This is a genomic window from Kitasatospora sp. NPDC048286 (assembly GCF_043201735.1).
Taxonomy (GTDB): Bacteria; Actinomycetota; Actinomycetes; order Streptomycetales; family Streptomycetaceae; genus Kitasatospora.
In genome coordinates, this window is sequence record NZ_JBICZE010000036.1 from 1 (window position 1) to 14,003 (window position 14,003).

Sequence of the window (14,003 nt, forward strand, 5' to 3'; positions counted from 1 at the left end):
GGGACGGCCCGTTGGGCGCGGTCAGCCCGTTGGAGGCACCGTCCTGGTTCACCGCGGAGCCACGGATGACGGCCAGCACCTGGTGCCCGTTGCGCTGGGCGTCCGAGAGCCGCTCCAGCACCAGGACACCGACGCCCTCGGCGAAGCCGGTGCCGTCCGCGCCCTCCGCGAACGCCCTGCAGCGGCCGTCCGGGGAGAGCCCGCGCTGGCGGCTGAACTCCACGAAGGTGCCGGGCGAGGCCATCACCGTCACACCGCCGGCCAACGCGAGGGTGGACTCGCCGCCGCGCAGCGACTGCGCCGCCAGGTGCAGCGCCACCAGCGAGGAGGAGCACGCCGTGTCGATCGACAGCGTCGGCCCCTCCAGACCGAGGGTGTAAGCCACCCGACCCGACACGATGCTGCCACTGCCGAACGCGCCGAAGTAGTCGTGGTACATCACCCCGGCGAACACACCGGTGCGGCTGCCCTTCAGCGAGACCGGATCGATCCCCGCACCCTCCAACGCCTCCCAGGAACTCTCCAGCAGCAACCGCTGCTGCGGATCCATCAACAGCGCCTCACGCGGCGAGATCCCGAAGAACCCGGCGTCGAACGCGCCGGCCTCGTGCAGGAACCCACCCTCGCGGACGTAGGACCTGCCCTCCAGACCCGGCCGCGGATCGTAGAGGTCGGCGTCCCACCCCCGGTCGGTGGGGAACGGCGTGATGCCGTCCCCGCCCTCGGTCACCAGCTCCCAGAGGTGCTGCGGCGAGGTCACCCCACCCGGATAGCGGCAGGCCATGCCCACGATCGCGATCGGCTCGCGCAGGGCCGCGGTCAGCTTGCGGTTCTGCTCCCGCAGCCGTTCGGTCTCCTTCAGCGAGGCCCGCAGGGCGTCGACCATCCTGGTGCCCGGGTTCTGCGGCTGCTCCTTGCTCCCACTCTTCGCCACCGGAGTACCCCCTGTCACAGCTCCTCCTGTCCACCGAAGTCGTCAAGGGCCAGGTTCATCAGGCTCTCGATGTCCATCGTGTCGATCGACTCGCCGCTCTCGCCGTCGTCGCCCTTCGACTCGGCGGCGGACTCGGCCTTGAGTCCGGCCAGTTCGAGCAGGCTGTCCAGCAGGCCGGCGTCGCGCAGCCGGGCCAGCGGGATCGCGCCCAGCGCCTGGCGCACCGCGGTCTCCCGCACTTCGCCGGCCGAGCCCTCGGCCGGGGCCAGTTCGGCTTCCAGGTGCCGGGCCAGCACCATCGGGTTCGGGTAGTCGAAGATCAGCGTGGCCGAGAGCCGCAGCCCGGTGGCCTCGTTGAGCTGGTTGCGGAACTCCACCGCCGTCAGCGAGTCGAAGCCGAGTTCGCTGAATGCCCGGTCCAGTGCCACCTCGGTGACCCCGAGCACCCCGGCCGCCTGGGTGCCGACCAGTTCGAGCAGGAGCGCGATCCGCTCCTGGCCGACCAGCCCGGCCAGGCTGCGCCGCAGCGCGGCCGAGGCCGTGGAGGCTGCCTGCGCCACCCGCCGCGCGGACGAGGAGCGCACCAGCCGACTCAGCAGCGGCGGGACCCGGTTGCCCTGGGCCAGGGCGGCCAGGTCGAGCCGTGCGGGCATCAGGACGGCTTCCGCCCGGCCGACCGCGGCGTCGAACAGGGCCAGGCCGGCCTCCTCGCTGAGGCTGCCCACCCCCGACTGGGCCATCCGGCGGCTGTCGGCCTCGCTGAGCCGGTCGGCCATGCCGCCGTTGCCCGACCACGCGCCCCAGGCCAGCGAGGTGGCCGGCAGGCCGACCGCCCTGCGGTGCAGGGCCAGGCCGTCGAGGAACGCGTTGGCGGCGGCGTAACTCGCCTGCCCGGGGCTGCCGAGCAGACCGGCCGCCGAGGAGAACAGGACGAACGCCGACAGCTGTCGGTCCTTGGTCAGCTCGTGCAGGTGCCAGGCCGCGTCCACCTTGGGTCGCAGCACGGCGGACAACCGCTCGGGCGTCAGCGAGGCGAGCGTCCCGTCGTCCAGCACGCCCGCGGAGTGCACCACCGCGGAGACCGGGTAGCGCGCCAGCACTGCGGCCAGCTCCTCCCGGTCGGCCAGGTCGCAGGCCAGGATGGTCACTTCGGCGCCCAGGCCGGCGAGTTCGGCGTGCAGCTCGGCGGCGCCGGGCGCCGCCTCGCCGCGCCGGCTGAGCAGCAGCAGGCTCGACACCCGGTGCTCGGTGACCAGGTGACGGGCCACCAGGCGGCCCAGTGCCCCGGTGCCGCCGGTGAGCAGCACCCGGCCGCTCCACTCGACGGGGGCGTCCGGTACGGCCTTCGCCGCCCTGGTGAGCCGCGGCACGTTGAGCACACCCGAACGCACCGCGATCTGCGCCTCGCCGCAGGCGACGGCGGCCGGCAGCAGGTGCCAACCCGGGTCGGCCTCGTCGTCGGCGTCGTGGTCGTCCAGGTCGATCAGCACGATCCGGTCGGGATTCTCCGACTGCGCCGTGCGGATCAGCCCCCAGGCCGCCGCGGCGGCCAGGTCGGTGACGTCCTCACCGGTCGGCGAGACCGCGCCACTGGTCGCCACGACCACGGTCGCCTGCGCGAACCGATCGTCGGCCAGCCAGGACTGCAGGCGGCCGAGCAGCGCGGCCAGGCCCTCGTGCACCGCCCGCGGATCGTCACCGCCCGCCCAGGGCAGCACCAGGACGTCCACCGGGTCGGCCAGCGCCGCGAGCTCGTCGAGGTCGGCGACCGTACTGACCGTGGCGACCTGCACCGCCAAGGCGTCCAGCAGCCGCCGCCGGTGCGTACCGAGCACCGCCCAGTGTCCGCCCGAGGGCACCGGGCCGCCGGTGAGCCCGGTCCACTCCAGGGCGAAGAGCGAGTCGTTGCCGCCGGCCGTGGCCAGCCGGTCCACCGCGACCTCGCGCAGCACCAGCGACTCCACCCGGGCCACCGGGGCACCGGCCCCGTCGGCGAGCTCGATCCGCACCGCGTCCGAGCCGGCCGGGCTGATCCGCACCCGCAGCGCCCGCGCGCCCACGGCGTACAGCTCGACCCCGCTCCAGGCGAACGGCAGGCTCATCCGGCCCGCCGCACCCGCCCGCAGTCCGATGGCGTGCAGCGAGGCGTCGAACAGTGCCGGATGAATGCCGAACCGATCTGTCTCCAGCGGGAGTTCGACCTCGGCGAAGACCTCGTCAGCCAGCCGCCAGGCGGCCCGCAGCCCCTGGAACAGCGGGCCGTACTCGGCGCCGAGCTCGGCCAGGCGCTCATAGGTCCCCTCCAGGTCGAGCGCCTCGGCGCCGACCGGCGGCCAGGCCTGCGACGTGCCGGGCGCCGGGGCCGAAGCGGCCCGCAGCAACCCGGTGGCGTGCAAGGTCCACGGTCCCCCGGCCTGGCGGCCGGGAGGTGCCCCCAGCTCGTCCGCCGTGCGGGAGTACACCTGGAACGTCCAGGTCCCGGCATCGGCCGGACGCACGGTGCACTGCAGCCGGACCGTGCCCTGCTCGGGCAGCAGCAGGGGTTCGGCGATGGTCAGCTCCTCGACCGCGCCGGCCCCGAGGTCCGCGCCGGCCGCCAGCGCCATCTCGACGAACGCCGTGCCGGGCAGCAGCACCACCCCACCGACCGCGTGATCGGCCAGCCAGGGATGGCTCTGCAACGAGAGCCGTCCGGTGAACAGCGTGCCCTCGCCTCCCGCGAGGTCCACGGCGCTGCCCAGCAGCGGGTGGTCCACCGTCGCCCGGTAGCCCGCCGGCTCGCTCGCCATCCAGTACCGGCGGCGCTGGAAGGCGTACGTCGGCAACTCGACCGCGGCACCGGCCGGCAGCAGCCGCGCCCAGTCCACCGCGCCGCCGTGAACGTGGAAGGCGCCCAGGGCGGTGAGCACCGCCGCCGACTCCTGCCGGTCCTTGCGCAGCAGCGGGATCAGCGCGGCGTCACCGCTCGGACCCTCGGCCAGGTTCTCGGCGGCCAGCGCGGTCAGCACCCCGCCTGGACCGATCTCGACGAACCGGCACGCACCGGCCTCCTCCAGCGCCCGCACGCCGTCCGCGAAGCGCACCGCCTCGCGCACGTGGCGCACCCAGTACTCCGGTGAACACAGCTCCTGCGCGGCAGCCTGCGCGCCGGTCAGGGTGGAGACGACGGCGATCCGCGGCGGGTGGTACTCCAGCCCGGCGGCGACCTCGCGGAACTCGGCGAGCATCGGCTCCATCAGCGGCGAGTGGAAGGCGTGGCTGACCGCCAGCTCCCTGGTCCGCTCGAACCGCTCGGCGATCGCGCGCACCGCCGTCGCCTCGCCCGAGACCACCACGGAGCTCGGCCCGTTGACCGCCGCGATGCTCACCCGCTCGGTCAGCAGCGGCTCGATCTCGGCCTCGGTGGCCTTGATCGCCACCATCGCGCCGCCGGCGGGCAGCGCCTGCATCAGCCGGCCGCGCGCGGCGACCAGTCGGGCGGCGTCCGCCAGCGACCAGACCCCGGCCACGTGGGCAGCGGCGAACTCGCCGATGGAGTGCCCGGCCAGCAGGTCGGGGCGGATGCCCCAGGACTCCAGCAGCCTGAAGAGCGCGACTTCGAGCGCGAACAGGGCGGGCTGGGTGTACTCGGTGCGGTCCAGCAGCTCGGCCGAGGACAGCGCCTCGCGCAGCGGCCGGTCGAGTAGCGAATCCAGCCGCTCGCACACCTCCTCGAAGGCGGCCGCGAAGGCCGGGAACGTATCGATCAACTCCTCGCCCATGCCGACCAGTTGCGAGCCCTGGCCGGAGAAGAGGAACGCGGTGCGACCCGCTGTCGCAGTGCCGAGCGCCACGCTCGGCGAGGCATGGCCCTCGGTCAACGACCGCAGGCCGCGCAGGAGCTCGTCCCAGTCACCGCCGCTCACCGCCGCCCGGTGGGCGTGGTGGCCGCGGGCACTCGCCAGCGCCGCCGCGACCTGGCGCGGATCGAGCTCGGCCCGCTCGCCCAGGTGGCTCAGCAGCCGCTCGGCCTGCGCGCGCAGCGCCTGCGGGCTGTGGCCCGAGAGCAGCAGCGGAGCCTGTGGCTGCTGCTCCACCAGCACGGCAGCCTCCTCACCGGGAGCGCTGGGCGCGGCCTCGATCACCACGTGCGCGTTGGTGCCGCTGATCCCGAACGAGGAGATCCCGGCCCGGCGCGGGTGGTCGTACTCGGGCCATGCCAACGACTCGGTGAGCAGCCGGACGTGGCTGTCCGTCCAGTCGACGTGCCGGGACGGCTCGTCCACGTGCAGGGTCTTGGGCAGCACCCCGTGGCGGATCGCCTGCACCATCTTGATCACGCCGGCCACCCCGGCCGCGGCCTGGGTGTGTCCGATGTTCGACTTGATCGAGCCGAGCCAGAGCGGGCGCTCCTCGGTGTGCTCGCTGCCGTAGGTCGCGATCAGGGCCTGCGCCTCGATCGGGTCGCCCAGCGTGGTGCCGGTGCCGTGCGCCTCGACCAGGTCGACCTCGCCGCCGGGCACGCCCGCCGCCGCCAGCGCGCGGCGGATCACCCGCTGCTGGGCGGGACCGTTGGGGGCGGTGATGCCGTTGGAAGCACCGTCCTGGTTCATCGCGGTGCCGCGCACCACGGCCAGCACCTGGTGGCCGTTGCGGCGGGCATCCGAGAGCCGCTCCAGCAGCAGGACGCCCGCGCCCTCGCCGAAACCGGTGCCGTTGGCGGCGTCCGCGAACGGGCGGCAGCGCCCGTCGCGCGACAGGCCGCGCTGCCGGCTGAACTCGACGAAGGTCCCCGGGGTGGCCATCACCGTCACCCCGCCGGCCAGTGCCAGGGTGCAGTCACCCTGGCGCAGCGACTGCACCGCAAGGTGCAACGCGACCAGCGAGGAGGAGCAGGCGGTGTCCACCGTCAGCGTCGGCCCCTCCAGACCGAGCGTGTAGGCGACCCGGCCCGAGACCACACTGCCGGAGCCGTAGCTCTCGAAGTAGTCGTGGTACATCACGCCGGCGAACACCCCGGTCGCGCTGCCGCGCAGCGAGACCGGGTCGATGGCGGCCCGCTCCAGCGCCTCCCAGGCGGTCTCCAGCAGGACCCGCTGCTGCGGGTCGGTGACCAGCGCCTCCTCCGGATCCATGCCGAAGAAGTCGGCGTCGAAGTCGCCCGCGTCGTACAGGAACGCGCCGTGCTTGGCGTAGCTGGTGCCGGGGCGGTCCAGGGTCGGGTCGTAGAGCGACTCCAGGTCCCAGCCTCGGTCGGTGGGGAACTCGCCGATGGCGTCCACCTCGCCGACGACCAGCTTCCACAGATCCTCGGGCGAGTTCACGCCGCCGGGGTAGCGGCAGCTCATCCCGATGATCGCGATCGGCTCCTCCGAGCGGGCGGGCGCGGCCTGCACCGGCACGGCCGCCAGGGTGCCGACCAGCTGGTCGAGCAGGTAGCCGGCCAGTTCGAGGGGGTTGGGGTAGTCGAACACCAAGGTGGCCGGCAGGCGCAGCGCGGTGGCCGCCGCCAGGCCGTTGCGCAGCTCGACCGCGGCCAGCGAGTCGAAGCCCAGCTCACGGAAGGCCTTGTGCGCTTCGACCGCCTCAGCCGAGCGGTGCCCGAGCACCGAGGCGGCTTGGCTGCGCACCAACTCCACCAGGAAGGGCTTGCGTTCGGCCTCGGCGAGGGCAGCCAGCCGGCCGCTCAGCGAGTCGGCGCCGGCGGCCGGCTGACCGGAGACGGCCTGGCGCCGGGAGCGCACCAGGGCGCGGAAGAGCGGTGACATGACGTCGCCTTGGGCCCGCAGTCCGGCCGGTTCCAGCTTCATCGGCAGCACGGCGGGGTGCCGGGAGTGCAGCGCCTCGTCGAAGAGCGCCAAGCCCTCATCGGTGGCCAGGGCCGCCACGCCGCCCCGGGAGATCCGGGACAGGTCGGTGTCGTCCAGCGTGCCGGTCATCCCGCCGGCCTGCGCCCACAGGCCCCAGGCCAGCGACTGGCCCGGCAGGCCGAGCCGCCGGCGGTGGCCGGCCAGCGCGTCCAGGAAGGCGTTGGCCGCGGCGTAGTTGGCCTGCCCCGGCGAGCCGAGGGTGGCGGCGGCCGAGGAGAACAGGACGAACGCCTTGAGGTCGAGACCGGCGGTCAGCTCGTGCAGGTACCAGGCCGCGTCCACCTTGGGGCGCAGCACGGCATCCAGCCGCTCGGGCGTGAGCGAGGAGAGCACGCCGTCGGCGAGCACCCCGGCCGCGTGCACCACCGCGGTCAGCGGATGCTCCGCCGGGACCTTCGCCACCGCCTCGGCCAGCGCCGCGCGGTCCGCCACGTCGCAGGCGGCGGTGGTGACCTCGGCGCCGAGTTCGGTGAGCTCGGTGACGAGCTCGGGGGCCGCGCCGCGGCGGCTGAGCAGCAGCAGGTGCCGCACCCCCCACTCGGTGACCAGCTGTCGGGCGATCAGGGTGCCCAGTGCGCCGCTCGCGCCGGTCAGCAGCACGGTGCCCGCGGGGTCGAGCTCCAACCGTTCCTGGTCGGCGGCCGGTTCGGCCCGGACCAGCCGGGGCAGCCGGATGACGCCGCCCCGGATCGCCAGGTGCGGCTCGCCCACGGCCAAGGCGGTGGGCAGCAGCGCTTCGGAGGCCGGGTCCTGGTCGAGCTCGACCAGGACGATCCGCTCGGGGTTCTCCGACTGCGCCGAGCGGACGAGTCCGGCCACCGCCGCACCGGCCAGGTCGGCGCCGGTGGCCACCAGCACGGTGGCCTCGCCCGCCAGTTGCTCGCGCAGCTGGTCGAGGACGGTGTGCACGGCTGCCCGTACCTCGTCTGCGCTGGTACCCGCCGGGCTGCGCAGCACCACCGGGTCGTGGGCGGGGTCGACGGCCGGGGTCGGCGCGGTGATCCACTCCACCTGGTAGAGCGCGCCCGCCCGCGCCGACTTGGCGGCGGCGGCGAGCTGTTCGGCCGGGATCGGGCGCAGGGCGAGCGAGCCGACGCTCGCCACCGGCGCGCCGTCGGCGTCGGCGAGCGTCAGCTCCACCGCGCCGCTCTGGCCCAAGGGCTTGACCCGGACCCGCAGTTCCCTGGCGCCGGTCGCGTGCAGGCGCACCTCGGACCAGGCGAACGGCAGCAGCGCCTCGTCCTCGGCGACACCGGTCAGGCCGACCGTGTGCAGGGCGGCGTCCGCCAGGGCCGGGTGCAGGCCGTAGCCGTCCACCTGCTGGGCGAAGGCCACCTCGGCGTAGACCTCCTGACCCAGGCGCCAGGCGGCGCGCAGGCCCTGGAAGGCGGGCCCGTAGGCGAGTCCGGCCTCGGCGAGCTGTTCGTACACCCCGTCGAGATCGATCGGCTCGGCACCGGTGGGCGGCCAGAGGGTGAGCTCCGGCTCGGCGGGCGCGCCGCCCGGGGCGAGCACACCGTCGGCGTGCCGGATCCAGGGCTCGTCGTCGGCCTCGCTCTCGGGGCGGGAGTAGATGCCGACCGGGCGGCTGGACTCCTCCACCGCGCCGACCACGACCTGCAGCTGCACCGCACCGTGCTCGGGGAAGACCAGCGGGGCGTGGAGGGTGAGGTCGGCGACCCGGCCCAGGCCCACCTGATCGGCGGCCTGGAGGGCCAGCTCCAGGTAGCCGGTGCCGGGGAACAGCAGCTCCCCGCCGACCACGTGGTCGGCCAGCCACGGGTGGGTGCTGAGCGAGAGGCGGCCGGTGAGGACGGTGCCGTCGGTGTCGGCGCGGGTCATCGCCGCACTCAGGATCGGATGGTCGGTCCGGGTGAGACCGGCCGAGGTGACGTCGGCGTTACCGGAGACGCTGTCCAGCCAGTACTGCTCGTGCTGGAAGGCATAGGTCGGCAGCTCGACGCGGCGCGGGCGCAGACCCTCGAAGACCTGTCGCCAGTCGACCGCGACGCCGTGCGCGAAGGCCTCGCCGAGCGCGGCGGCGAACCGGGCCGGGCCGCCCTCCTCGCGGCGCAGCGAGCCCAGCGCCCGCACGCCGTCGAAGGTCTCCTGGAGGCCTACGGTGAGCACCGGGTGCGGGCTGCACTCGATGAACACGCCATGGCCCTTGCCGACCGCGGCCCCGGCGGCCTGCTCGAAGAGCACGGTCTGGCGCAGGTTGGTGTACCAGTATTCGGCGTTCAGCTCGGTGGTGTCGACGAGCCCGCCGGTGACGGTCGAGTAGAACGGCACCTCGGCGGGGAGCGGCGAGACGTCCGCCAGGGTCTCCAGCAACCTGGTCCGGATCGCCTCGACCTGCGCGGAGTGCGAGGCGTAGTCCACCGGCAGCCGCTTGACCCGCATGCCCTCGTCCTTGAGCTGGGCCTGCAGGAGGTCCAGGGCGTCCACGAAGCCGGCGACCACGACCGATCCCGACCCGTTGCGCGCGGCGACGGAGAGCCGGCCGTCGAAGGCCGCCAGTCGTTCCTCCACCTGGTCGACGGGCAGCGCGACCGACATCATGCCGCCCCCGCCGGACAGGTCCTGGGCGATGGCCTGGCTGCGCAGGGTGACGATCCGGGCGCCGTCCTCCAGCGACAGCGCACCGGCCACCACGGCCGCCGCGATCTCGCCCTGGGAGTGCCCGATCACCGCGGCGGGGCGCACCCCGTACGAGGTCCAGGTCCGCGCCAGCGAGACCATGACGGCCCAGAGCAGCGGCTGGACGATGTCCACCCGGTCCAGCGGGCCGTTCAGCTCGGCCAGCAGGTCCCAGTCGGTGAACGGCGCACAGGCGGCGGCGCACTCGGCCATCGCGGCCGCGAACACCGGCGAGGAGGCCAGCAGCTCGGTGGCCATGCCCTGCCACTGGGAGCCCTGGCCCGGGAAGACGAAGACCGGGCGGGAGCCGGTGGCGGTACCCTCGACCAGCCCGGGAGCGGTGCGCCCGGTGGCCAACGCGGCCAGCGAGTCGCGCAGCTCGGCGCGGTCCGCGCCGGCGATGGCCGCGCGGTGCTCGAAGTGGGTACGGGTGGTGGCCAGTGCGTGGGCCAGGTCCGCGGGCGCGAGCTGCGGGTTGGCGTCCACGAAGGCCAGCAGCCGTTCGGCCTGGGCGGGCAGCGCCGCCCGGGACTTCGCGGAGAGCAACCACGGGGCCGCGGTCGGCGCCGCGCTCGTCTCCGGCTGCTCGGCGACCTGCTCGGTGACGGCCTCGATGATGGTGTGGGCGTTGGTGCCGCTGATCCCGAAGGAGGAGATCCCGGCCCGGCGCGGCCGCTCGACCTCGGGCCAGGCCCGGGCCTCGGTCAGCAGCCGGACCTCACCCGCCGACCAGTCCACGTGGGTGGAGGGCTCGTCCACGTGCAGGGTCTTGGGCAGCACGCCGTGGCGCATCGCCTGGACCATCTTGATCACGCCGGCCACACCGGCCGCCGCCTGGGTGTGACCGATGTTCGACTTGATCGAGCCCAACCAGAGCGGTCGGTCCTCACCACGGTCCTGGCCGTAGGTGGCCAGCAGGGCCTGCGCCTCGATCGGGTCGCCCAGCGTGGTACCGGTGCCGTGCGCCTCGACCACGTCGACGTCGCTCGCCGACAGCCCGGCGTTGGCCAGGGCCTGCTCGATCACCCGCTGCTGGGAGGGCCCGTTGGGCGCGGTCAGCCCGTTGGAGGCACCGTCCTGGTTGACGGCGGTGCCGCGGACCACGGCCAGCACCTGGTGCCCGTTGCGGCGGGCGTCCGACAGGCGCTCCAGGACCAGGACACCGACGCCCTCACCCCAGACCGTGCCGCCGGCGCCGGTGGCGAACGGGCGGCACTGCGCGTCGGGGGCGAGCGCACCCTGGCGGCTGAACTCCACGAACGGGTCCGGGGTCGACATCACCGCGACGCCGCCGACCAGGGCGAGGGTGGACTCGCCGCCGCGCAGCGACTGCGCCGCCAGGTGCAGCGCCACCAGCGAGGAGGAGCACGCCGTGTCGATCGACAGCGTCGGCCCCTCCAGACCGAGGGTGTAAGCCACCCGACCCGACACGATGCTGCCACTGCCGAACGCACCGAAGTAGTCGTGGTACATCACCCCGGCGAACACACCGGTGCGGCTGCCCTTCAGCGAGACCGGATCGATCCCCGCACCCTCCAACGCCTCCCAGGAACTCTCCAGCAGCAACCGCTGCTGCGGATCCATCAACAGCGCCTCACGCGGCGAGATCCCGAAGAACCCGGCGTCGAACGCGCCGGCCTCGTGCAGGAACCCACCCTCGCGGACGTAGCTGGTGTCGGGGCGCTCGCGGGTCGGGTCGTAGATCCGGTCGATGTCCCAGCCCCGGTTGTCCGGGAAGGCGCTGATCGCGTCGCTCTCGCCGATCACCAGGTCCCACAGCTCCTGCGGCGAGGTCACCCCGCCCGGGTAGCGGCAGGCCATGCCGACGATCGCGATCGGCTCGTCGGTACGGGCGGCGCTCGCCCGGGCGGCCTTGCGCGGGCCGGACTTGACGCCGCTGAACCGGGTGACCAGGTAGCCGGCCAGCGCCTCGGGTGACGGGTAGTCGAAGACCAGCGTGGCGGGCAGCCGGTGGCCGGTCTCGGCGGTCAGGGCGTTGCGCAGTTCGACGGCGGCCAGCGAGTCGAAGCCGAGGTCCTGGAAGGCCCGGCCCGGGTCGATCGCCTCCGCGGAGGCGTGCCCGAGCACGGCCGCGACCTGGCCCCGGACCAGCTGGAGCAGCGCGTCCGCGCGCTCCTGCTCGCCGAGTTCGGCCATCCGGTCGGCGAAGGAGAACTCCGAACCCTCGACCGCCACCGCCTCGCGGCGCACCGTACGGCCCACCAGGGAGCGGAACACCGGGGCGAGCGCGGCGCCCTGGCGGCGCAGCGCCGCCAGGTTCAGCCGCACCGGGGCCAGGGCCGCCAGCCCGGTGGCCCGGGCCAGGTCGAAGAGCGCCACGCCGTCCTCGGCGGACAGCTCGGTCATGCCACCGCGCGAGATCCTCGCCCGGTCGGCCTCCTCCAGGGAGCTGGTCATGCCGCCGACCGGGGCCCAGGGCCCCCAGGCCAGCGAGAGGGCAGGCAGGCCGAGCGCGTGGCGCCGGGCGGCCAGCGCGTCCAGGAAGGAGTTGGCGGCCGCGTAGTTGCCCTGACCCGGTGCGCCCACCAGCCCGGCGACCGAGGAGAACAGCACGAAGGCGTGCAGCGGCGCGTCCGCGGTGAGCTCGTGCAGGTTGAGCGCGCCGTCCACCTTGGGCCGCAGCACGGCGTCGATCCGCTCGGGGGTCAGCGAGGCGACCACGCCGTCGTCGAGCAGCCCGGCGGCGTGCACCACGGCGGTGAGCGGATGCTCGGCCGGGATCTCGGCCAGCACCTCGGCGAGCGCGGCACGGTCGGCCACGTCGCAGGCCCGGACGGTGACCTGCGCGCCGAGCCCGGTGAGTTCGGCGGTCAGCTCGTCCGCGCCGCCGCGCCGGCTGAGCAGCAGCAGGTGGCGCGCGCCGAGGGCGGTGACCAGGTGCCGGGCGAGCACCGGGCCGAGGCCCCCGGTCGCGCCGGTCAGCAGGACGGTGCCCTCGGGGTCGAGCTCCGGCGCGGCCTCGGCGGTGAGCTCGGCGGCGGTCAGCCGGGCGGCGCGGGCCGCGCCGGCGCGGATCGCCACCTGCGGCTCACCACTGGCCAGTACGGAGGCGGCGAGCGCCTCGGCGTCGGCGTCCGCATCGAGGTCCAGCAGCACGAAACGGTCGGGGTTCTCCGACTGCGCCGAGCGCAGCAGGCCCCACACCGCGGCGCCCGCCAGGTCGGCCACCTCCTCCCCGGCGAGCGAGAGCGCGCCGCGGGTGACCACGATCAGCGGCCGTGGGTCCTCGTCCTGTGCCGCGGCCAGCGCCACGTGGACGGCCGCCCGGACGGCCTCGGCGTCGTTGCCCGCCACACTGTGCAGGAGGCGGTAGTCGGCCTCGTCTGCCGTCTCGGCCAGTTGGATCGGGCTCCAGCCGAGCCGGAACAGCGCGTCGCTCGAAGGGCCCTGCTGCCGGCGCAGGTTGGTCAGCGGGCGGGAGGCCAGCGAGGTCACCGAGGCGACCGGGGCGCCGGTGGCGTCGGCCAGGTCGACGGCGAAGGAGTGCGCTCCGGTGGCGAGCAGCCGCACCCGCAGCACCGAGGCGCCGACCGCGTGCAGCGAGACGCCGGAGAACATGAAGGGCAGGCGGGCGGTCTCGTCGTCGGAGCCGTCACCGAGCAGGGCGAGCGCGTGCAGTGCGGCGTCGAAGGCGGCCGGGTGCAGGCCGAACCGGCCCGCGTCGGCGGCCGGGCGATCGGCCAGGCGGACCTCGGCGAACAACTCGTCACCGCGCTGCCAGGCGGCGTGCAGGGCCTGGAAGGTCGGGCCGTAGTGCAGGCCTGAGGCGGCGTGCCGCTCGTAGAGGCCGGCGGTCTCCAGCATCTCGGCACCGGCCGGCGGCCACTCGGTGAGGCGTTCACCCGTGCGCGCGGGCGCCTGGCCGAGCAGGCCGGAGGCGTGCAGGGTCCACGGGACTTCGGCGGCCGCGCTCTCGGCGCGCGAGTAGACGCTCACCGTACGGCTGCCGGCGGCGTCGGGGGTGCCGACGGTGACCTGCACCCGGATGCCGTCCTGCTCGGGCAGGACCAGCGGCACCTCAAGGGTGAGCTCCTCCAGGTGGCCGCAGCCGACCTGGTCGCCGGCCCTGATGGCCAGTTCGACCATGGCGGTGCCGGGCACCACGACCCGGTCGCCGACCACGTGGTCTGCCAGCCACGGGTGGGTGCGCACCGAGAGCCGCCCGGTGAGCACCGCGCCGTCCGAGTCCGCCAGCATGGTGGCCGCGCCGAGCAGCGGGTGCTCGGTGGAGTCCAGGCCGGCGGAGGCGACGTCACCGACCGAGGCCGGGAGCTCGACCCAGAAGCGGCTGCGCTGGAAGGCAGTGGTGGGCAGGTCAACCCGGGCGGCCCCCGGGAACAGGGTGCCCCAGTCGGGCGAGCAGCCGGCGATGTGCAGTTGGGCCAGCGCGGTGAGCAGGGTGTCCGGCTCGGGGCGCTCGCGCCGGGTGGCGGCGGCGAGCACGGCCTCCTCGGAGTCCAGGCACTCGCGGGCCAGCCCGGTCAGCACCGCGTCGGGGCCCAGCTCCACGAAACGGGTGACGCCCGCGGCCTCCAGCGCCCGGACACCGTCGTGGAAGC

2 protein-coding genes are annotated in these 14,003 nt (G+C 74.6%); both read right to left on the minus strand.

The annotated features are described in order from the left end of the window. Window positions 1–886, minus strand: an 886-nt coding sequence (locus ACGF13_RS40080) for a beta-ketoacyl synthase N-terminal-like domain-containing protein (protein ID WP_392884570.1), incomplete at its 3' end; no start/stop codon positions are given. A 62-nt stretch (window positions 887–948) separates the two neighbouring features. After that, the coding region (locus ACGF13_RS40085) for an SDR family NAD(P)-dependent oxidoreductase (RefSeq protein ID WP_392884568.1) at window positions 949–14,003 on the minus strand (13,055 nt) is incomplete at its 5' end.